This is a genomic window from Kitasatospora atroaurantiaca, from assembly GCF_007828955.1.
In the GTDB taxonomy this organism is placed as follows: Bacteria; Actinomycetota; Actinomycetes; order Streptomycetales; family Streptomycetaceae; genus Kitasatospora; species Kitasatospora atroaurantiaca.
In genome coordinates this window covers 4,570,093-4,590,157 of sequence record NZ_VIVR01000001.1, presented here as the reverse complement: position 1 = coordinate 4,590,157, position 20,065 = coordinate 4,570,093, and the positions used below count along the sequence as shown (strand labels likewise).

Below are 20,065 nucleotides of genomic sequence, written 5' to 3'. Positions count from 1 at the left end.
CCGGGTGTCCCGGGTCTGTGGCCGGTTCTCGACACCCGGCGCACCCCGCAGAGGAGACACCTTGCTCCGCCTCACCCGCCTCACCCGAGTCGCCGGGATCGGCGCCGCGTCCGCCGCCCTGACCCTGCTCGCCTCGGCTCCCGCCGTGTCGGTGGCCCCTCCGCTGTCCGACCCGCACGTCGTCAAGCACTTCGACTTCAACGCCGGCCAGACTGCGGAGAACCTCGTCCTCGAGCCGGACGGCTCGGCCGACGTGACCTTCGCGGTCAGCCGGCAGGTCGCCAGGGTCGGTCTCGACGGCCACACGGACATCCTGGCCGAACTGCCCGCCCCGGCCGTGGCGTCCACCCCGAAGATCGGCTTCGCGGCGGTCACCGGCATCGCCCGGGCCGGGGACGGCACCCTCTACGTCAACTACGCCACCGGCGACAAGCTGACCGGCATCTGGCGGATCGTCCCCGGCGGCACGCCCGAGCAGATCGCGGCCCTCCCGCCGACCGGGCTTCCCAACGGCCTCACCCTCGACCGCCGGCACGGCCTGCTCTACTCCGCCGACTCGGAGCTGGGCACCGTCTGGCGGGTCCCGGTGCACGGCGGTGCACCGACCGCCTGGGCCACCGGGACCGAGCTGGAACCGCTCACCTTCATCGGCGCCAACGGCATCAGGAACCACAACGGCGCCATCTGGGTGGCCAACTCCGACCGGGGGACGGTGCTGCGCATCCCGATCTGCCCGGACGGGTCCGCCGCACCGATCGAGACCCGGGCCACCGGGCTCGACGGCATCGACGACTTCGGCTTCACCGGGCACCGCGACGACCTGTTCGCCGCCCTGAACGCCCCCAACGAGGTCGACTTCGTGACCTCCGACGGCGCCCACTCGGTCGTGCTCACCCAGCAGGACGGGCTGGCGGACCCCACCTCCGTGGCGGTGCGCGGCGACCGCGTGTACGTCACCAGCGCGTCCTTCCCCACCACCGTCAAGGACCCGAACCTGCTGCTCGCCCACTTCGAGCGGCACTGGTGACCGGGCCGCGCCGTCAGAAGCCGTCCGGGTACGGCGTGCTCAGCGCCGGTTCGGGCAGCTCCTCGGGGGTGCGGTAGCCGGGCAGGAGCTCGGCGAGGCGGCGGCGGACCTCGGCATCGCTGTTGCCCGCCGCCGCCTCGTACAGGCCGGTCAGACCGCCCGCCAGGTCCTCGGGGCCCGCGGAGGGTTCGGCGAGGGTGGCGTAGATCCTGGCGTGCGCGGTGGGCAGGCGTTCCTCGCCCTCCGAGAACAGCGCCTCGTTGAGCTTCTCCCCCGCGCGCAGACCGGTGTAGCGGATCTCCACGTCCTCGGCGCCGAGCTGCACCTGCCGGGCGAAGTTGTGCACCAGGTCGACGATCCGGACCGGCTCGCCCATGTCGAGTACGAACACCTCTCCGCCGTGGGCCATCCGCCCGGCTTCCAGGACCAGGCCGACGGCCTCCTCGATGGTCATGAAGAAGCGGGTGACATCGGGGTGGGTGACCGTCACCGGGGTGCCGCTGCGCAGCTGTTCGGCCAGGACCGAGAGCAGCGAGCCGCGCGAGCCGAGCACGTTGCCGAAGCGGACGGCGGAGAACACCCCGGTGCCGAGGTTGCGGGCGTCCCTGGCATTGGCCTGGACGATCAGCTCGGCCAGCCGCTTGCTGGCGCCGAGCACGGAGGTCGGGTCGGCGGCCTTGTCGGTGGAGATCAGCACGAAGCGCTCGACGCCGGTGGCCAGCGCCGCCTCGACCAGGTTGTCGGTGCCGAGCACATTGGACTTCACCGCCTCGGACGGGTGGCGCTCCAGCAGCGGCAGGTGCTTGTGGGCGGCGGCGTGGAAGACCACCTCGGGCTTGAGGTCGCGGAAGATCTGCTGGATCCGCGGGCGGTCCCGGATGTCGGCGATGACCAGGGAGTCGTCGGTGAGCAGGGCCTCGCCCCAGATCTCCAGCTGGAGCCGGTGCAGGTTGGACTCGTCGTGGTCGAGCATGTAGAGCTCGGACGGGCCGAAGGCGTGGACCTGGCGGCAGAGTTCACTGCCGATCGATCCGCCGGCGCCGGTGACCAGTACCCGGCGGCCCTCGATCACGGCCCGGACGTCGGACGAGACGACGTGCACCTCGTGCCGGCCGATCAGCTTGTTGACGTCCAGGCTGCGCAGGTCGGAGCCGACCACCTCGCGGCGCAGCGCGGAGAGGAAGGAGGGCAGGTAGCGTACGGCGGCGCCGGCTGCGGCGGCCGCGGTGGCGAGGGTGCGGACCTTCTGGTGGGCGAGGCCCGGGATGGCCAGCACGACGACCTGGGCGCGGTGTTCGACGGCCAGCTCGGTCAGGTCGGCGAGGGCGCCGAGGACCGGTACGGCGTCGACATGGCTGCCGGCCTTGGCGGGGTCGTCGTCGAGCACCCCGACGGCGGTGAGGCCGAACTCGGGCGTGCGGCCGAGGTCGCGGACCAGTGCGGTGCCGGCGGCCCCGCCTCCGACCACGAGGGTCCGCAGGCCTGATGCACCATCAGCCCGCCTCGGCAGCCGGCTTTCGAGCGGATTCAGGCGTGCGGCATTGCTGTACGGCGACATCTGTCCTCCGGATTCCCTGACCTGACGGAGTCGGTACCTGGGTGTGAGGGGGGCCGGTCAGCCGGCGCCGGGGCCTGGGGTCGAGGCGACGGTCGGCGTGGTGGGTTTGGCGGGCGCCGGTGAGGGCGCCGGGGGTTCGGAGGGGCTGACACCCGCCCGTCGGGCCACGGCGACGGCGGCGAGGGTGGAGTGCACCCCCAGCTTGCCGAGGACGTTCTGCATATGGGTGCGCACCGTGTGCGGCGAGAGGTAGAGCCGCTCGGCGACCGCCTGCCGGCCGAGGCCGGCGACCATACAGCGCAGCACCTCCTCCTCGCGGGGGGTGAGCGTCTCCACCAGCCGTTCGCTCTCGGTGCGGTCGCGTCGGGCTGCGGTCAACTCCCGTACCACTCCGGTGAGGAGGGCCGGCGGGAGGTGGGTCTCATCGCGCAGCACACCGCGGACCACGGCCATCAGCCGAGGGAGTGAGCTGTCCTTGGCGACCCAGCCGAGCGCGCCGGCCTGCAGGGCGCGTACGGCACGGCGGGGGTCGTCCTCGGTGGCGAGCACGACGGCGCGCAGCGCGGGGTGGCTGCGGCAGACGCGGGCGAGCAGGGCGAGGCCGTCGGCGCTGGTGGCGCCCTGGCCTGCGAGTACGGGCGACCGCTGTGCCGCGGTCTGCGCGAGGAACGGCGGGCGGCGGGGCACCGGCAGGACGGGCGGCGCGGCCAGGCGGCGCTGGTCGGCCTCGGCGAGCGGGCGCGGCCTGCGCGGCGGTACCGGGTTGCCCGGGCCCAGGTCGGCGTCGATGAGGATCACGTCGAACGCGCGGCCCTCGGCAGCGGCGCGCTCCAGGGCGCGTTCGGCCGCGGGCGCGCTGCCGGCTGCGCCGACCTCGACGTCCGGCTCTGCGGCGAGTGCCGCCGCGAGTGCCTCGGCAAAGATGCGGTGGTCGTCGACCACCAGGACGCGAATCCGCCCCATGCTGTCGTCCCCCCTGCTCAGGTGCCGACCCCCACCGGTACCGGACTCAGCGTACGGGCTAGGGGGCGACTCGGTGGGGGTTTGGTGAAGTTTCGTCCATGCCTGAGGAGTTGGCTCTTCACAGCAGTCCGCCCGACCCGACGGAGCGTCAGCTCTGCGGGCCGGGCGGGCGGGGTGGATCAGCTGATGCGACGGGCGCCCGCGGCGGGGGTGGCGGCGAAGGTCCGGGGGGCGGCGTAGCCGGCCTCGGTGAAGGCGGTGGTGACGGCGGCGGCGACCTGGTCGAGCGCGCCGTCCTCGACCAGGGCGAGCACGGAGCCGCCGAAGCCGCCGCCGGTCATCCGGGCGCCGAGTGCGCCGGCCTGCACGGCGGTGGCCGCCGCGAGGTCGGTCTCGGGGCAGGAGACCCGGTAGTCGTCCCGGAGCGAGGCGTGTCCGGCGGTCAGGATCGGGCCGAGGCCGGCCAGGTCCCCGGCGTCCAGCAGGGCGACGGCCCGCTCGACGCGGGCGCCCTCGGTCACCACATGCCGTACCAGCGGCCGGAGTTCGGCGGGGAGCCGGTCAAGGGCGGTCTCCAGCCTGGCGGCCGGGAGGTCGCGCAGGGCGCGCAGACCGAGCAGCTCCGCGGCCCGCTCGCAGCCGGCCCGCAGTTCCGCGTACGCGCCGTCGGCGAGGTCGTGCTTGACGCGGGTGTCGATGACCAGCAGCCGCAGGCCGTGCCCGGCGAGGTCGAGCGGCACCTGGCGCTGGGAGAGGTCGCGGGTGTCGAGGAAGAGCGCGCCGCCCTCGGCACAGCACATGGAGGCCATCTGATCCATCACGCCGCACGGAACGCCGACGAAGGCGTTCTCGGCGCGCTGCGCGATCAGGGCCAACTCGGGCGCGGTGAGGCCGAGTTCGTGGAGGTCGTTGTAGGCGGTGGCCACCACGCACTCCAGGGCGGCGGAGGAGGAGAGCCCCGCGCCGGTGGGGACGTCGCTGTCGATCCAGAGGTCGGCCCCGCCGACCTCGTGGCCGGCCTCGCGCAGGGCCCAGACCACGGCGGCAGGGTACTTGGCCCAGCCGTCGACCGCGCCGGGCGTGAGCTCGGCGACCCCGAGTTCGGTGACCGTGCCGTCGCCCTGCTCGCTGTGGAGCCGCAGCAGGCCGTCGTCGCGGCGGCGGACAGCAGCACGGGCGGTGTGCGGGAGGGCGACGGGGAGGACGAAGCCGTCGTTGTAGTCGGTGTGCTCGCCGATCAGGTTGACCCGGCCGGGCGCCGCCCAGCCCCCTGCCGGGGCGGCGCCGAACACGGACTGGAAATCAGTCAAGGTGCTTCTCCAGAGTGAACTTCCAGGCATCGGCGACGATGTCGTCGAGCTCCGGGCGGCTTGGGCGCCAGCCGAGGGCGTCGTGGGCGCGCTGCGCGGAGGCGACCAGGACGGCGGGGTCGCCGGGGCGACGCTCGGCGGTGACGACGGGGATCTCACGGCCGGTCACGCGGCGGACGGACTCGATGACCTCGCGGACCGAGAAGCCGCTGCCGTTGCCGAGGTTGCAGATCAGGTGCTCGCCGGGCTTGGCGGCGCCCAGGGCGAGCAGGTGGGCCTCGGCGAGGTCGGCGACGTGGATGTAGTCGCGGATGCAGGTGCCGTCGGGGGTCGGGTAGTCGTCGCCGTAGACGGCGATGTGCGGGCGCTGTCCGAGGGCGGCCTGGAAGACCAGCGGGATCAGGTGCGACTCCGGGTCGTGGCGCTCGCCGTACTTTCCGTAGGCGCCGGCCACGTTGAAGTAGCGCAGCGAGACGGCGGCCAGGCCGTGGGCGACGGCCTCGCTGGTGATGAGGTGGTCGACGGCCAGCTTGGTGGCGCCGTACGTGTTGGTCGGGGAGGTGCGGGCGGTCTCGGCGATCGGGACCACCTCGGGCTCGCCGTAGACGGCGGCGGTGGAGGAGAAGACCAGCTTGCGCACGCCGGCCTTGCGCATCGCGCCGACCAGCTCGAGGGAGCCGGCCACGTTGTTGCGCCAGTACTTCTCCGGGTCGGCGACGGACTCGCCGACCTGGGAGGAGGCGGCGAAGTGCAGGACGCCGTCGAAGGAGGCGTCGAGCACGTCGGAGGCGTCCTGGATGCGGCCCCGGACGAACTCGGCGCCGGCCGGGACGCCCTCGCGGAAGCCGGTGGAGAGGTCGTCGAGCACCGTGACCTGGTGGCCGGCCTCCAGCAGGTGTGCGGCGACGACACTTCCGACGTAGCCGGCGCCACCCGTGACCAGGTACTTACTCATCTTGCGACCTCCCGCAGGCGCTGTGCCGCCGCCTCGGGCGACACATCGTTGACGAACGCGTCCATGCCGGATTCGACCCCGGCGAGGAACTTGAGCTTGCCTACCGTACGACGGATCGTGAACAGCTCCAGATGCAGCGCCAGCTCCTCCCCTCGGAGGGCCGGAGCCTGGTGCCAGGCTGCGATGTACGGCGTCGGTGCGGCCTGGGCATTGTGACCCGCCTCTGTGAACAGACGGTCAAAGCGGCGGAGCAGTTCGAGGTAGACCCGGGGGAATTCGGCGCGTTCCGCGGCGGTGAGGCGGGTGAGGTCGGCGACCCGGCGGTTGGGGTAGAGGTGAACCTCGTACGGCCAGCGTGCGGCGTAGGGGACGAAGGCCGTCCAGTGTTCGCCCGCGATGACCACCCGGACGGGGTCGGCCAGCTCGGCGGCGAGCAGGTCCTCGAAGAGGTTGCGGCCGGTGCGTGCGCGGTGGGCCTCGGCGGCGCCGATCATCTTGGTGGTGCGCGGGGCGACGAAGGGGAAGGCGTAGATCTGGCCGTGCGGGTGGGCCAGGGTCACGCCGATCTCCGCGCCGCGGTTCTCGAAGCAGAAGACCTGCTGGACGCCGGGGAGGGCGGAGAGTTCGGCGGTGCGGTCCGTCCAGGCCTCCAGGACCAGGCGGGCCTTGGCCTCGGTGAGGTCCGCGAAGGAGGCCCCGTGGTCGGCGGTGAAGCAGACCACCTCGCAGCGGCCGGCGCCGGGGGCGCGGGTCTGCAGGGGGTCGTCGCTGCCGGTGACGTGGGCGGCGGCCTCGGAGGCGAGGGAGGGGAAGCGGTTCTCGAACACCGCGACGTCGTAGTCCGGGGCCGGGATCTCGCTGCGCCGGCCGTCCCGGGACGGGCAGAGCGGGCACTCGTCGGCCGGGGGGTGGTAGATCCGGCCCTGCCGGTGGGCGGCGATGGTGACCCAGTCGCCGGTCGCCGGGTCGCGGCGGATCTCCGACAGGGCGGTGGTGGGCTCCAACGGGCGCAGGTCGGTGGAGTCCCTGGCGGCGGAGTCGTCCGCGTCGAAGTAGATGAGCTCGCGGCCGTCCGCGAGCTTGGTCGTGGTCTTCTTCACGGCCTCCGCCTTCCCTGTCCTCTAACGGGAACATAATCAAACAGAAACCACCATGAGTCAACACCGAAGGGCATGCCGAAGCACCACGGGGCGGGAAAGCTGAGGCGGCGGGCCAACCACAGGGGCGCGTGGGGGCACCTCCCGGCCGAAGGCTGGGGGAGAACTGCGCGAGGCGGGAGGCTACAGGCCGGTGCCTTCCGATCTCGCGCAGTCCTCGCGCCCCTGGGATACCCCTGTCGGTGCAACCAGCGGCGGGGCCGCTAGGCCCGGTGGACCCGGTCGAGGAGGCCGGTTCGGGCGGCGACGGCGGCGGCTTCGAGGCGGGTGCGGGCACCGAGCTTCATCAGGACGCGCTGGACGTGGGTACGGGCGGTGCTGGAGGCGATCCCCATCCCGGCCGCGATGGCGGCGGTGTCCTCGCCCTCGGCGATCCGGGCCAGCACCTGGATCTCACGGCGCGTCAGCACCCGCAGCAGCCGGAGGGCGTCGTCGTCCGGCTCCACCGGCGGCCGCAGCAGCCGCTCGAACGCACCCTGGAGCACCTCGACGGCAACCGCCGCCTCACCGGTGCGGACCCGGACGATCGCCCGCTCGACCACCTCGATGCGCTCGTCGCTGCGCACGTACCCGGCGGCGCCGGCCGCGAACGCGGCGGCCACCCGGCCGGGTTCGCCGACCGGGCCGAGCACGACGACGGCGATCTCGGGGCGCTCCCGCCGCAGCCGGCGTACGGGTTCGAAGACGTCCGGCTCCCCCGGTCCGGCCACCCCGAGCACACAGACCTCGGGCCGCCGGCCGATGACCAGCTCGCCGATCGCGCGGGACGGCGAGCCCAGTGCGAGCACCCGGTGGCCGCGCAACTGCAGGGCCGTGGCCAGTGCCTCGGCCAGCAGCCGGTGGTCGTCGACCACCACGAGCCGAACGCCCATGGCGCCCTCCCAGTCCCGTCCGGCCCGCCCGTACGCCCCGCCACCACGGCGGGCCGTCATTGACGCACCATCACAGCGCAAACCGGGCCCGGCCCGCTAGGCCGCGTAGGCCCGCCGCGTGGTCCGATCCGGAAACACAGAAGGCCCCCGCCTTTCGGCGGGAGCCTTCGTACTGTGGAGCCCCCATGCGGAATCGAACCGCAGACCTTCTCCTTACCATGGAGACGCTCTACCGACTGAGCTATAGGGGCGAACCGGTCGAACGAGGAAGACATTACATGGTCATCGGCCGGAACGTGAAATCGGCCGGCCCCCGGGCTCAGCCGCCCACGCCGCCGCCGTGCACCTCGTCGAAGCCCGCCCGCGCGGCCAGCACCGCCGGGCTGTTGGCCTCGACCCAGTCCCCGATGGGCACCACCCGCTCGGCCAGCGTACGGCCGAGCGGCAGCAGGCCGTAGACCACCCGCGGCGGCGTCTCGGGGTGGACGGTGCGCAGCACCAGCCCGTCCCGCTCCAGCGTGCGCAGGGACTGGGTGAGCATCTTGCGGCTCACCCCGCCGACCGAGCGCTGCAGCTCGGAGAAGCGCTGCTCACCGAGCTTGTAGAGGCTCGCCAGGAGCAGCAGCGACCACTTGTCGGCGAGTTCCGCGAAGACGTCCCGGCCGGGACAGAACGCGGCGAAGACGTCGAACTCGGAATCCTGCTGCTGCGTGGTCATGACTCCAGAGTAACGGGACAGGTCTCCATTCGCCCCCTGGTAACCAATAGAGACTTGGTCTATATTGGAGACCGCCAGCCCGGGCCTGCAGCCCGGGCACCCACCTCTTCCCAGGAGTCACTCCGCCATGACCACCACCCGCCCCACCGTCGCCATCGCCTTCCACTCCGGCTACGGCCACACCGCCGTGCTCGCCGAGGCGGTCGCCCGCGGTGCCGCCGCGGCCGGCGCCGAGGTCGTCCAGGTCGCCGTGGACACCATCACCGACGAGCAGTGGGAGCAGCTGGACGCCGCCGACGCGATCATCTTCGGCTCGCCCACCTACATGGGCACCGCCTCGGGCGCCTTTCACACCTTCGCCGAGGCGACCTCCAAGCGCTGGTTCACCATGGCCTGGAAGGACAAGGTCGCGGCCGGCTTCACCAACTCCGCCTCCAAGAGCGGCGACAAGCTGCACACCCTGCAGTTCTTCACCGTCCTCGCCGCCCAGCACGGCATGCAGTGGGTGAGCCTCGGTCTGCACCCGGGCTGGAACTCCTCCACCGCCTCCGAGAACGACCTCAACCGCCTCGGCGTCTTCCTGGGCGCCGGCGCCCAGACCAACCAGGACGCGGGCCCGGACGGTGTCCACAAGTCCGACATAGCCACCGCCGAGCACCTGGGCGAGCGGGTCGCCAAGCAGACCGCGGTCGTGGTCGCCGGGCGCGCCGCGCTCGCCGTCTGACTCCTCGTCACCCCTCGTCACCCCTCGTACGCCGCGCCCGCGCCCACCGCGCGGGCGCGGCGCTCGCGCACCCGCGACAGGTCGCTGCCGCGGGTCTCCGGCAGCGCCCACAGACAGAGCAGCGACACCAACCCGACCCCGGCCAGGTACCAGCCGACCGGCTCGGCCGTGCCGTACGCCCCGGTCAGCCGGGTGGCCACCAGCGGCGCCGTCGCCCCGCCGACCACCCCGCCGATGTTGTACGTGAGCGCCGCACCCGTGTAGCGGACCCGGGTCGGGAACAGCTCCGGCAGGTACGCCGCCACCGGACCGAACAGGCAGCCCAGCACCGCCATCGCGCCCACCAGGGCGAGCGCCACCAGCGGCGTCCGTACCGTCTCCAGCAGCGGGAACAGCACCAGCGCCCACGCGGTCGCCAGCACGGTGGCGGCCTGCAGCCCGCGGCGCCGGCCCCAGCGGTCGCTGCGCCCCGCGGTGAACCAGGCCGCCGCCCCCTTGGCGACGGCGCCCACCATCAGCAGCCCCAGCACCAACCCGCGCGCCGCACCCAACCCGGCGGTCGCGTAGGCGAGGGCATAGGTGGTGGTCAGGTAGAACAGCGCGTACCCGACCATGATCGCGCCACCGCCCAGCAGCACCGTGCGGCCGTGCTCGCGCAGCACGTCCAGCGCGGGGGCCTCGGCCCGTTCGGCCTCCTCGCGGAACACCGGCGTCTCGGTGATCCGCAGCCGGACGAAGAGCCCGACCGCGACCAGCCCCAGCGAGGCCAGGAACGGCAGCCGCCAGCCCCAGCCCGTGAAGGCCGCCTCGCTGAGCCCCTCCGACAGCGCCAGGAACACCCCGGTCGCCAGGAAGAACCCGGCGCAGGGCCCGAGTTGCAGGTACGCGCCGTACCGGCCGCGCCGCTCGGGCGGGGCGTGCTCGGCCAGCAGCAGCGCGGCCCCGCCCCACTCCCCGCCGAGGCCCACGCCCTGGCAGATCCGCAGCAGGACCAGCAGGAGCGGTGCCCAGATCCCCCAGTCGCGGTACCCGGGCAGCAGCCCGACCGCCGCCGTCGAGACGCCCATCAGCAGGAGCGAGACCACCAGGGTCGCCTTGCGGCCCAGCCGGTCGCCGAAGTGGCCGAACAGCAGCGCGCCGAGCGGCCGGGCCAGGAAGGCCACGGCGTAGACGGAGAAGGCCGCGAGCAGGGCACCGGTGGCGCCGAGCTCGGGGAAGAAGACCGGACCGAAGACCAGGGCGGCGGCGGTGCCGTAGATGAAGAAGTCGTAGAACTCGATCGTGGTGCCGATCAGCGCGGCCGCCGCGACCCGGCGCAGGCCAGGGCCCGCGGCGACCGCCGATGAGGTGTCAGATGTCATGCCGCCCACACTGGCGGCGTCCTGACCTGCGCCGACAGCACGCACACGGGTGATTCGGGAGCGTACGACCTGACGTCCGCCGGGGGTGGTGCGCGGCCCGGCCGAGGGCGCTATTGTGTGCGCTCCCGGCCAGGAAAGGGCGAGCATGGAAGACCTGTTCGACGCGGATGCGTCCGATCACGGCGGCGTCTTCGACAAGGTGTTCGCGGTGTCCTGCCTGGCGCTCAACCTCTTCCTGCTGGACCTCGGTGTGACCCAGCACCGCGAGGGCGGATCGATCGGCTGGGCCGTCGCCGGCGGGGTGCTGGTGCTCCTCTCCTGCTGCGAGACCGTCCGCCGGTTCCGCCCCAGGCGCTGAGGGCGCCGCGCGGCTGTCGTGACGGGGCGGCGCGGCCTACGGAAGGCATGTGATCCCTTGTCAGCCCCCGGCCGCTCCCCCGCCTGGTGGGCCCGCGCCGCCCGGCCGGCCAGACCGCCGCTGCCCCGCGCCCTGATGGTCCGGGCCGCCCTGGGCATGGCGACCCCGCTCTTCCTCGGCCTGCTCACCGGGCGCCTCGACCTCGGCGTCTTCGCCGGGCTCGGCGCGATGCACGCGACCATGAACGACCGCGTCGAGCCGATCCACCTCCGGGCCCCGCGGATCGCCTCCGCCCTGCTCGCCTCCGCCCTGGGCATGCTGATCGGCGCCGCACTCCAGCACCACCGCTCCGGCCCGCTCACCGTCGGCCTGGCCCTGACCACCGTCGCCTTCGCCTCCGGGGCCGTCAGCGCGACCGGTCCGCGCGGTTCGGCCGCCGGGATGCTGCTGCTGGTCTCCGCCTCGCTGGGCGGCGGCATGGCACTGCCGCACCCCTGGTGGGCCGCGCCGCCGATGATGCTGCTCGGCGCCGCGTACGTGGTGCTGCTCGGCCTGCCGTACCGTCCCCGCCCGCAGGCGGACCCGCGCCGCCGGGCGCTGGCGGCGGCGTACGACGCCCTCGGCGGCATGCTCGCGACTCTCGGCACCCCGCAGGGCGCCAGGTCGCGGCAGCTGCTGACCGCCCGGCTCAACCAGGTGCAGGACCTGCTCCCGCACCTCCGCCCCGGCCGCCAGGAACCGCCCCACGTCGGGCAGTTGCGCCGGAGCTACCACGCGGCGCTGGCCGCGACCGAGGCCGCCAGCGGGCTGCTCTGGGCCTGGCGGCCGGTACCTGCCGAGGTCGCCGCCCTCCCCGGCGAGCTCGCCCGGGCCGTGCTGGGCGGCCCCCAGCCCGAGTACCCCGTCTGGGAGCCCGGCACCCCCGCCCTCAAGGCCCTGGACGTCGCCCTGCGGGCCGCCGCCGACACGGTCGCGGGCCGCCCGGCCGTCCTCGACACCGCCTCGGCCCCGCCCCCCGACCCGTGGCGGCTGCGGGTCCGGCTGCTCTCCGGCGGCTCCGTCCGGTACGGCCTGCGGGTCGCGCTCTGCATCGCGGTGGCCGAGGCGGTCACCGCCGGGCTCCCGCTGAGCCGGAGCTACTGGGTGCCGATGACGGTCGCGTTCGTACTCAAGCCGGACCTCGGTTCGGTCTTCCTACGGGCCGTCAGCCGCTCGGTCGGCACGGTGCTCGGGGTGGCCGTCACGGCGGCGCTGCTCCTGCTCACCACCGACCAGTGGGCGCTGGCCGCGATCGCCTCGGTCTGCGTCGCCCTGCTGCCGTGGTCGGCCGCCGCGCACTACGGGCTGAACACGGCCGTGATGACCCCGATGGCGCTGGTCCTGGTCCAACTCGGCGGCGGGAGCGGGGCGGCGGAGTTCTGGCCGCGCGTCCTGGACACCACGCTGGCCAGCGTGATCGTGCTGGTCTTCGGCTACGTGCTCTGGCCCGAGCGGCCCCCGCACCGGATCGAGCCGCGGATCGCGGCCGCCACCACCGCGCTGCGCGAGTACCTGGCCTCGGTGGTCGAGGAGCGCCGGGCGCCGGTCGCCGAGGTCTGGCTGCGGCGGACGGCGTACCGGGCGCTGGCCGACGCCCGCCAGGAGGTGCAGCACGGGCTCACCGAACCGCCGCCCGCCGGGCGCCTCGCCGAGCAGTGGCTGCCGGCGACCGCGGCGCTGGAGCGGCTGAGCGGCGCGGTCGCCGCGTACGCCGCGCAGATCCGCTACGGCGGCCGCGAACCCGAACCCGCCGAAGCGGCACGGGTGTTCGCCGCACTCGACCACCTCACCGGGGCCGCCCGGGCACACCGCCCGCCCACCGGCCTCGCCGCACGCCCGGCCGGCCCGCACGACCCGGCGCTCAGCGCACTGGCCCGTGCGGCACACGAACTCGAGATCCTGCTGAGGGCGAGTCCCTAGGGCTACGCAGTTGCGTCAGCCCTGCTCGACCTGCTCGGCGAGCTCCATCCAGCCGAGCTCCAGCTCCTCCTTCTCCTCCTTGACCTTGCGCAGCTGGGCGTCCAGCTCCGCGACCTTGGAGAAGTCGGCGGCGTGCTCGGCGAGCTGGGTGTGCAGCTTGGACTCCTGCTGGTCCAGCTTGGCGATCTGCCGCTCCAGCTTCTGCATCTCCTTCTTCGCCAGCCGGGTGTCACCGGCGGGCTTGGCCGCAGCCGGCGCGGCCAGCGCGGGCACCGCCGCCTCGGCGATCCTGGCCCGGCGCTCCAGGTACTCGTCCACGCCGTTCGGCAGCATCCGCAGGCGCTTGTCGCCGAGCAGGGCGTGCACGGTGTCCGTGGTCCGCTCGATGAAGAACCGGTCGTGGCTGATCACGACCATCGAGCCCGGCCAGCCGTCGAGCAGGTCCTCCAGCTGGTTGAGGGTCTCGATGTCGAGGTCGTTGGTGGGCTCGTCGAGGAACAGCACGTTCGGCTCGTCCATCAGCAGGCGCAGCAGCTGCAGCCGGCGGCGCTCGCCACCGGAGAGGTCGCCGACCGGCGTCCACTGCTTGTCCTTGCCGAAGCCGAACTGCTCGCAGAGCTGACCGGCACTCATCTCCCGGCCCTTGCCGAGGTCGACCCGGCCACGGATCTGCTCGACCGCCTGCAGCACCCGGGTCGCCGGGTCGAGCTCCGCGATCTCCTGCGAGAGGTACGCCAGCCGGACGGTCTTGCCGACCTTGATCACACCGGACGCGGGCTGCACGTCGCCCTCGGTTGCGAACGCGGCCTGCATGGCCCGCAGCAGCGAGGTCTTGCCGGCGCCGTTGACGCCGAGCAGGCCGATCCGGTCACCGGGGCCGAGGTTGAAGGTGAGGTGCTCCAGGAGCAGCTTGGGCCCGGCCTTGATCGTGACGTCCTCGAGCTCGAAGACGGTACGGCCCAGGCGTGCGTTGGCGAACTTCATCAGCTCGCTCTTGTCGCGCGGCTCCGGGACGTCGGCGATCAGCGCGTTGGCGGCCTCGATCCGGTACCGCGGCTTCGAGGTACGGGCGGGGGCGCCGCGGCGCAGCCAGGCGAGCTCCTTGCGGGCCAGGTTCTGCCGCTTGGTCTCCTCGGTGGCCTCGATCCGCGAGCGCTCGGCGCGGGCGAAGACGTAGTCGGAGTAGCCGCCCTCGTACTCGTGGACCTCGCCGCGCTGGACGTCCCACATCCGGCTGCAGACCTGGTCCAGGAACCAGCGGTCGTGGGTCACGCAGACGAGGGCGGAGCGGCGGTTCTGCAGGTGCTGGGCGAGCCAGGCGATGCCCTCGACGTCGAGGTGGTTGGTGGGCTCGTCCAGGACGATCAGGTCGGGCTCGCCGAGCAGCAGCTTGGCCAGGGCGATCCGGCGGCGCTCGCCACCGGAGAGCGGGCCGATCACGGTGTCCAGGCCCTGGTCGAAGCCCGGCAGGTCGAGACCGCCGAAGAGGCCCTGGATGATGTCCCGGATCCGGGAGTCGCCGAGCCACTCGTGGTCCGCCCGGTCGGCGATCACCTCGTGGCGGATGGTGGCCTTCGGGTCGAGCGAGTCGTGCTGGGTGAGCACGGCCATCTGCAGGCCGCCGGAGTGGGTGATCCGCCCGGTGTCCGGCTCCTCCAGCTTGGCGAGCATCCGGATCAGCGTGGTCTTGCCGTCGCCGTTGCGCCCGACAACCCCGATCCGGTCGCCCTCGCTGACCCCGAGGCTGACCCCGTCGAGCAGGGCACGAGTGCCGTAGACCTTCGTGACGGACTCGATGGTGGCAAGATTGACGGCCACTGCTGCTGCGCTCCTGGGATCGGATGACGTCGGGGAATGCCCCGATCTTCCCAAGAGTAGTGGGAGTGGTCGGCCCGCGAGTTCGCCGTCTCGGTCCGGCCCGGACCAGTCGAAGGTGATGGTCTTGCTGGACCGGCCCTCCCGGTTCCGGTTGAAGCCGAAGGCGTCGACCCGGTCGGTGAGCGCGCGGCCCCAGGTGGCGAGCTGGCCGGGGCCGGTCTCGCATCCCGGCAGGCCGGTGCTCTGGACGCGGACACCCCCCGGGCGTCGTCGGTCCGGTGAGCGCCTCGGCCCGCGGGGCCAGGGCGGCCGGTCAAACGCCGGGCTGAACCTGTGCGCCGGGGACGGGGCCGTACGTTGCATGGGCAGTGCGGCAGGTGCCGGAGCCGGTGAGGGCCTTGGCGATGGCGGCCGCCGCTTCGGCGTCCTTGGCGAGGAAGGCGCAGGTGGGGCCGGAGCCGGAGACCAGCGCGCCGATGGCACCGGCGTCGGTGCCCGCGCGGAGGGTGTCGGCGAGGGCCGGGCGCAGGGAGAGGGCGGCGGGCTGGAGGTCGTTGGTGAGAGCAGCCGCGAGGGCGGCCGGGTCACCGTCGGCGAGGGCGGCGAGCAGGGCGGCGTCGGCGTCCGGGGTGGGGACCTCGGTGGCGGCGGAGCCCGACCCCGCCCCCTGGTCGGCAGAGCCGACAAAGGCCTCGTCGCGGAGGCGGTCGCACTCGCGGAAGACGGCCGGGGTGGAGAGGCCGCCGTCGGCGACGGCGAAGACCCAGTGGAAGGTGCCGGTGACGGGCAGCGGCTCCAGGATCTCGCCCCGGCCCCGGCCCAGCGCGACGCCGCCGATCAGGGCGAAGGGGACGTCGGAACCGAGCTCGGCGGCGAGGTCGAGGAGGACGTCCATGGGCGTGTTCAGGCCCCAGAGGGCGTCGCAGGCGACCAGGGCGGCGGCCCCGTCGGCGCTGCCGCCCGCCATGCCGCCGGCCACCGGGATGGACTTGGCGATGTGCAGGTGGACGCCCGGCTCGATGCCGTGGTGGGCGGCGAGCAGGCGGGCCGCGCGGGCGGCGAGGTTGGTGTCGTCCAGCGGGACGCTCGCCGCGTCCGGGCCCGTGCAGGAGAGGGTGACGCCCTCGCCCGGGGTGGCGGTCACCTCGTCGCCGAGGGCGACCGCGAAGAAGACGTTGGCCAGGTCGTGGAAGCCGTCGGCGCGCAGTCCGCCGACGCCGAGCTGGACGTTGACCTTGGCGGGGACCCGAACAGTGATCACAGGACCGGTACCTTCGGCTTGTGCTCGGCGATGGCGGCGAACTGTTCCACCGTCAGCATCTCGCCGCGCAGCTTGTGGTCGATGCCGGCGGCGGCCAGCGCCTGCTCGGCGGCGGCCGGGGAGCCCGCCCAGCCGGCCAGCGCGGCCCGCAGGGTCTTGCGGCGCTGGGCGAAGGCGGCGTCCACGACCGCGAAGACCTCCTGGCGGGTGGCCGAGGTCGCGGGCGGCTGCCGGCGCACCAGCGAGACCAGACCGGAGTCGACGTTGGGCGCGGGCCAGAAGACGTTCCGGCCGATGGCCCCGGAGCGCTTCACGTCCGCGTACCAGTTGGCCTTGACCGAGGGCACCCCGTAGACCTTGTTGCCGGGCTTGGCCGCGAGCCGGTCGGCGACCTCGCTCTGCACCATCACCAGCGTGCGCTCGATGCTGGGGAAGGTCGCCAGCATGTGCAGCAGCACGGGGACGGCGACGTTGTAGGGGAGGTTGGCGACCAGCGCGGTGGGCGGCGGGCCGGGGAGTTCGGTGACCTCCATGGCATCGCTGAGGACGAGGTCGAAGTCCTTGGCGCGCCCGGGCATCCGGGCGGCGATGGTGGTGGGGAGGTGCTGCGCGAGCAGCGGGTCGATCTCCACCGCCGTCACGTGCGCCGCGACCTCCAGCAGCGCGAGGGTGAGCGAGCCGAGCCCGGGGCCGACCTCGACCACCGCGTCCTCGCCGGTCACCTCGGCGGCCCGGACGATGCGCCGGACCGTGTTGCCGTCGATGACGAAGTTCTGCCCGCGCTGCTTGGTCGGCTTCACGCCCAGCGTGGCGGCCAGCTCCCGGATGTCGGAGGCGCCCAGGAGGTGGCTGTCAGGGGTGGGATCGGTGCTGCTCACCCCGCAAGGATACGTGCGCCTCAGTACCCGAAGGCGCGCGCCGTGTTGGCGGCGATCGCCGTGGCGAGCTCGTCCTCGTGCAGCCCGAGGGTCTCCGCCATCGACCGCAGCGTGACCGGGATCAGGTACGGGGCGTTGGGGCGGCCCCGGTACGGGTGCGGGGTGAGGAAGGGGGCGTCGGTCTCGATCAGCACCCGGTCGAGCGGGGTGACGGTGAGGGCGTCGCGCAGCGGCTGGTTGGCCTTGAAGGTGACCGGCCCGGCGAAGGAGAGGTACCAGCCGTGCTCGGCGCAGATCTTGGCCATCTCGGCATCGCCGGAGTAGCAGTGGAAGACCGTGCGCTCGGGGGCGCCCTCCGCCAGCAGCAACTCGATGACGTCCTGGTGGGCGTCCCGGTCGTGGATCACCAGCGCCTTGCCGTGGCGCTTGGCGATCTCGATGTGGCGGCGGAAGGACTCCTTCTGGATGTCCACGCCCTCGGGCCCGGTGCGGAAATAGTCGAGCCCGGTCTCGCCGACGGCCTTCACCTGCGGCAGGGCGGCGAGCGCGTCTATCTCGGCGAGCGCGGCGTCCAGCGCCTGGTGGCCGCCGGGCGTGCGCTTCCTGCCCGACCAGCCGTCGGGGTCACCCAGGACGAGGCGGGGCGCCTCGTTGGGGTGCAGGGCGACGGCCGCGTGCACGGCGTCGAACTCGGCCGCCAGCGAGGCGGCCCAGCGCGAGCCGGGCACGTCGCAGCCCACCTGGACGACCGCCGTCACGCCGACCGACGCGGCCTTGGCGAGGCTCGCGGCCGGGGTGCCGGACTGCATGTCCAGGTGGGTGTGCGAGTCGGCCACCGCCACCGCCAGCGGGGCGGGCAGCGGCGGTGGGGTCGACCGGTCGTCGGGGGAGGCCATCAGGCGGTCGGCTTCTCTTCGAGGCGCGGGAACAGGATGTCGCCCTTGGTGACGGTGGAGCCCACCGGCAGGCGGCCCCAGTCGGCGACGGCGGCGATGGTCTGGTCGGCGAGCGAACCCAGGCCCGCCTCCGCACCCAGCGAGTCCCACAGCTTCTGGGCGGCCGTCGGCATCACCGGGTTGAGCAGCACGGCCGTCGCCCGCAGCGCCTCGGCGGCGGTGTAGAGGATGGTCGCGAGGCGCGCCTGGCCCTCGGCCGACTCGTCCTTGGCGACCTTCCACGGCTCCTGCTCGGTGAGGTAGCCGTTGACCTGCTTGATGAACTCGAAGATCGCCGCGATGCCGCCGGCGAAGTCCAGGTCCTCACCGATCTTCCGGTCGGCCACCCGGACCGCGGTCACCAGACCGTCGGCGACGGCCTGCTCGGCGTCACCGGCGGCGGTGGCGGCCGGCAGCGAGCCCTCGAAGTACTTGCCGACCATGGCGGCGACGCGCGAGGCGAGGTTGCCGAAGTCGTTGGCCAGCTCGGAGGTGTACCGGGCGCCGAAGTCCTCCCAGGAGAAGGAACCGTCGGTGCCGAACGGGATCGCCCGCAGGAAGTAGTAGCGGTAGGCGTCCACGCCGAAGTGCGAGGTGAGGTCCTGCGGCGCGATGCCGGTCAGGTTGGACTTGCTCATCTTCTCGCCGCCGACCATCAGCCAGCCGTTGGCGACCACGCGCTTGGGCAACGGCAGCCCGGCGGCCATCAGCATCGCCGGCCAGATCACCGCGTGGAACCGCAGGATGTCCTTGCCGACCAGGTGCACCGAGGCCGGCCACAGCTCGGCGAAGCGCTCCGGGTCCGCGCCGTACCCGGCGGCGGTGATGTAGTTCTGCAGTGCGTCCACCCACACGTAGAGGACGTGCTTCTCGTCCCAGGGCAGCGGCACACCCCAGTTGAAGGTGGAGCGGGAGATCGAGAGGTCCTGCAGGCCCTGCTCGACGAAGCGCAGCACCTCGTTGCGCGCCGAGGCGGGCGCGATGAAGTCGGGGTTGGCGGCGTAGAACTCGAGCAGCTTCGGGCCGTACGCGGAGAGACGGAAGAAGTAGTTCTCCTCCTCCAGCCACTCGACCGGCTTCTTGTGGATCGGGCAGAGCTTCTCGTCGTCCGTCGCACCGGGGAGCAGCTCGTTCGGGAGCTTGTACTCCTCGCAGCCGACGCAGTACGGGCCGGAGTAGCCGCCCTTGTAGATCTCGCCCTTGTCGTGCAGGTCCTGGACGAACTCCTGCACGCGGGCGGTGTGCCGCGGCTGGGTCGTCCGGATGAAGTCGTCGTTGGCGATGCCCAGGTGCTGCCAGAGCGGCTTCCAGGCCTCCTCGACCAGCTTGTCGCACCACTCCTGCGGGGTGACGCCGTTGGCCTCGGCCGTCCGCAGGATCTTCTGGCCGTGCTCGTCCGTACCGGTGAGGTACCACACCTTCTCGCCGCGCTGGCGGTGCCAGCGCGTGAGCACGTCGCCCGCGACGGTCGTGTACGCGTGGCCCAGGTGCGGGCGATCGTTCACGTAGTAGATCGGGGTGGTGACGTAGTACGCCGAGTTCGAAGCCCCGGTGGTGCTGTGGTCTGCAGTGGCCGCCATGGTCAGAAATCTTAGCCGCGCGAAGGAACCACCCTCGACCCATTACTTCGGGGGTGGTTCCCGCGCTCGGGCTCAGGCGCTCTTGCCGAGCTTGGACTGCAGCCAGGACCTGACCGAGCGGTGCTCGGTGCGGGCCTGCGGCCTGGGCTGCTCGGGCGTGGCGGGTTCGGCGTGGGGCGCGAAGCCCGGCGCCGGGACCGACGAGCTCTCGGCGGTGGCCACGCGGCCCTCGCGCATGATCCGCACGGTGTGTCCGCCGCAACCAGGGCAGGTCGGCTTGAGCAGCGGTGAGGGCACTCGGACACCGTTGGCGTAGTACTCGATCACCATGTGTCCGTCCCGGGCCATGCGGTGCTCGATGTCGTACGCCTGCTCCCACCCGTAGCCGCAGCTCAGGCAGGCGAAGGAGTACGCCTCCCGGACGGTCTCCACGGGGGCCTGCGGCCGGGTGGTCAGTCCGAGGCCGCTCGGCGCGGTGTCGCGCACTGCATTGCCACTCAGAGGGCTACCGATCGTCTCGCTCATAGCCGTCTCCCAGCGCCCGCCGGACGGTCGCCCGGCTCGGGTCTTTCCATCCCAGGGAATGCCCAGGAGCTGCACTCCGCCACCCGGCTTGCCAAGACTTGGCGGC

18 protein-coding genes and 1 tRNA gene are annotated in these 20,065 nt (G+C 73.1%); 4 read left to right on the top strand and 15 right to left on the bottom strand.

Features of this window, described 5'->3' with window-relative positions; translation table 11 throughout:
- The first annotated feature begins 61 nt into the window (after positions 1 to 61).
- The gene (locus tag FB465_RS21080) at positions 62 to 1,027 is read left to right on the top strand and encodes an SMP-30/gluconolactonase/LRE family protein (RefSeq protein ID WP_145792796.1); all 966 of its coding nucleotides are present in this window, start codon (positions 62 to 64) and stop codon (positions 1,025 to 1,027) included.
- A gap of 13 nt (positions 1,028 to 1,040) precedes the next feature.
- On the opposite strand, the gene FB465_RS21075 is transcribed toward FB465_RS21080, so the two are convergent.
- The 8 genes from FB465_RS21075 to FB465_RS21040 all read right to left on the bottom strand — a co-directional run bounded on the left by FB465_RS21075 (position 1,041) and on the right by FB465_RS21040 (position 8,560).
- Positions 1,041 to 2,495 (bottom strand): polysaccharide biosynthesis protein, encoded by a 1,455-nt coding sequence (locus FB465_RS21075; RefSeq protein ID WP_246192758.1) that lies wholly within the window; start codon positions 2,493 to 2,495, stop codon positions 1,041 to 1,043.
- A 147-nt stretch (positions 2,496 to 2,642) separates the two neighbouring features.
- Entirely contained in the window at positions 2,643 to 3,548 is a 906-nt protein-coding gene (locus tag FB465_RS21070; RefSeq protein WP_145792792.1) for a LuxR C-terminal-related transcriptional regulator, read from the bottom strand.
- Between the two features lie 179 nt (positions 3,549 to 3,727).
- A complete protein-coding gene (galK, locus tag FB465_RS21065) occupies positions 3,728 to 4,888 on the bottom strand; it encodes a galactokinase (RefSeq protein ID WP_145792790.1) in 1,161 nt (386 codons plus the stop codon).
- Complete coding sequence (gene galE / locus FB465_RS21060; protein ID WP_145792788.1) at positions 4,851 to 5,813, bottom strand: UDP-glucose 4-epimerase GalE; 963 nt, start codon at positions 5,811 to 5,813, stop codon at positions 4,851 to 4,853. Before galE ends, galK begins: the two co-directional genes overlap by 38 nt.
- Positions 5,810 to 6,913 (bottom strand): galactose-1-phosphate uridylyltransferase, encoded by a 1,104-nt coding sequence (galT, locus tag FB465_RS21055; RefSeq protein WP_145792786.1) that lies wholly within the window; start codon positions 6,911 to 6,913, stop codon positions 5,810 to 5,812. The genes galE and galT overlap by 4 nt, the downstream gene beginning before the upstream one ends.
- Before the next feature lie 260 nt (positions 6,914 to 7,173).
- Complete coding sequence (locus FB465_RS21050; protein ID WP_145797486.1) at positions 7,174 to 7,842, bottom strand: LuxR C-terminal-related transcriptional regulator; 669 nt, start codon at positions 7,840 to 7,842, stop codon at positions 7,174 to 7,176.
- Between the two features lie 175 nt (positions 7,843 to 8,017).
- A tRNA-Thr gene (locus FB465_RS21045) sits at positions 8,018 to 8,093 on the bottom strand.
- Between the two features lie 68 nt (positions 8,094 to 8,161).
- The gene (locus tag FB465_RS21040) at positions 8,162 to 8,560 is read right to left on the bottom strand and encodes a winged helix-turn-helix transcriptional regulator (RefSeq protein ID WP_145792785.1); all 399 of its coding nucleotides are present in this window, start codon (positions 8,558 to 8,560) and stop codon (positions 8,162 to 8,164) included.
- Positions 8,561 to 8,687: 127 nt separating this feature from the next.
- Between FB465_RS21040 and FB465_RS21035 the strand changes: the two genes are divergently transcribed.
- Entirely contained in the window at positions 8,688 to 9,284 is a 597-nt protein-coding gene (locus FB465_RS21035) for a flavodoxin family protein (RefSeq protein WP_145792783.1), read from the top strand.
- 17 nt (positions 9,285 to 9,301) lie between these two features.
- Here the strand turns inward: FB465_RS21035 and FB465_RS21030 are convergent, their stop codons facing one another.
- Entirely contained in the window at positions 9,302 to 10,645 is a 1,344-nt protein-coding gene (locus FB465_RS21030; protein ID WP_145792781.1) for an MFS transporter, read from the bottom strand.
- Between the two features lie 145 nt (positions 10,646 to 10,790).
- Here FB465_RS21030 and FB465_RS21025 point away from each other — a divergent pair, with 145 nt between their 5' ends.
- Entirely contained in the window at positions 10,791 to 11,003 is a 213-nt protein-coding gene (locus tag FB465_RS21025; protein WP_145792779.1) for a hypothetical protein, read from the top strand.
- A gap of 57 nt (positions 11,004 to 11,060) precedes the next feature.
- Positions 11,061 to 12,962, top strand: coding sequence for an FUSC family protein (locus tag FB465_RS21020; RefSeq protein WP_145792778.1), 1,902 nt, complete (start codon positions 11,061 to 11,063; stop codon positions 12,960 to 12,962).
- A 15-nt stretch (positions 12,963 to 12,977) separates the two neighbouring features.
- On the opposite strand, the gene FB465_RS21015 is transcribed toward FB465_RS21020, so the two are convergent.
- From FB465_RS21015 to FB465_RS36355, 6 genes are all read right to left on the bottom strand, one after another.
- A complete protein-coding gene (locus FB465_RS21015; RefSeq protein ID WP_145792776.1) occupies positions 12,978 to 14,780 on the bottom strand; it encodes an ABC-F family ATP-binding cassette domain-containing protein in 1,803 nt (600 codons plus the stop codon).
- Between the two features lie 313 nt (positions 14,781 to 15,093).
- Positions 15,094 to 16,041 (bottom strand): 4-(cytidine 5'-diphospho)-2-C-methyl-D-erythritol kinase, encoded by a 948-nt coding sequence (locus FB465_RS21010; protein ID WP_145792774.1) that lies wholly within the window; start codon positions 16,039 to 16,041, stop codon positions 15,094 to 15,096.
- Positions 16,038 to 16,919, bottom strand: coding sequence for a 16S rRNA (adenine(1518)-N(6)/adenine(1519)-N(6))-dimethyltransferase RsmA (gene rsmA / locus FB465_RS21005; RefSeq protein WP_145792772.1), 882 nt, complete (start codon positions 16,917 to 16,919; stop codon positions 16,038 to 16,040). The genes FB465_RS21010 and rsmA overlap by 4 nt, the downstream gene beginning before the upstream one ends.
- A gap of 20 nt (positions 16,920 to 16,939) precedes the next feature.
- A complete protein-coding gene (locus FB465_RS21000) occupies positions 16,940 to 17,815 on the bottom strand; it encodes a TatD family hydrolase (RefSeq protein ID WP_145792770.1) in 876 nt (291 codons plus the stop codon).
- Positions 17,815 to 19,434, bottom strand: a complete 1,620-nt coding sequence (gene metG / locus FB465_RS20995; protein WP_145792768.1) for a methionine--tRNA ligase — start codon at positions 19,432 to 19,434, stop codon at positions 17,815 to 17,817. The genes FB465_RS21000 and metG overlap by 1 nt, the downstream gene beginning before the upstream one ends.
- A 72-nt stretch (positions 19,435 to 19,506) precedes the next feature.
- Positions 19,507 to 19,959 carry a hypothetical protein gene (locus FB465_RS36355; protein WP_211785827.1) on the bottom strand — a complete coding sequence of 151 codons (453 nt, stop codon included), beginning with the start codon at positions 19,957 to 19,959 and terminating at the stop codon, positions 19,507 to 19,509.
- Positions 19,960 to 20,065 lie beyond the last annotated feature (106 nt).

Coding starts and splice junctions, on each gene's coding strand:
- FB465_RS21000 (WP_145792770.1), bottom strand. CDS start 17,815: ATGGCCTCCCCCGACGACCGGTCGACCCCACCGCCGCTGCCCGCCCCG.
- metG (WP_145792768.1), bottom strand. CDS start 19,434: ATGGCGGCCACTGCAGACCACAGCACCACCGGGGCTTCGAACTCGGCG.
- FB465_RS36355 (WP_211785827.1), bottom strand. CDS start 19,959: ATGAGCGAGACGATCGGTAGCCCTCTGAGTGGCAATGCAGTGCGCGAC.
- FB465_RS21030 (WP_145792781.1), bottom strand. CDS start 10,645: ATGACATCTGACACCTCATCGGCGGTCGCCGCGGGCCCTGGCCTGCGC.
- FB465_RS21025 (WP_145792779.1), top strand. CDS start 10,791: ATGGAAGACCTGTTCGACGCGGATGCGTCCGATCACGGCGGCGTCTTC.
- FB465_RS21070 (WP_145792792.1), bottom strand. CDS start 3,548: ATGGGGCGGATTCGCGTCCTGGTGGTCGACGACCACCGCATCTTTGCC.
- FB465_RS21035 (WP_145792783.1), top strand. CDS start 8,688: ATGACCACCACCCGCCCCACCGTCGCCATCGCCTTCCACTCCGGCTAC.
- galK (WP_145792790.1), bottom strand. CDS start 4,888: ATGCCTGGAAGTTCACTCTGGAGAAGCACCTTGACTGATTTCCAGTCC.
- FB465_RS21040 (WP_145792785.1), bottom strand. CDS start 8,560: ATGACCACGCAGCAGCAGGATTCCGAGTTCGACGTCTTCGCCGCGTTC.
- FB465_RS21050 (WP_145797486.1), bottom strand. CDS start 7,842: ATGGGCGTTCGGCTCGTGGTGGTCGACGACCACCGGCTGCTGGCCGAG.
- galE (WP_145792788.1), bottom strand. CDS start 5,813: ATGAGTAAGTACCTGGTCACGGGTGGCGCCGGCTACGTCGGAAGTGTC.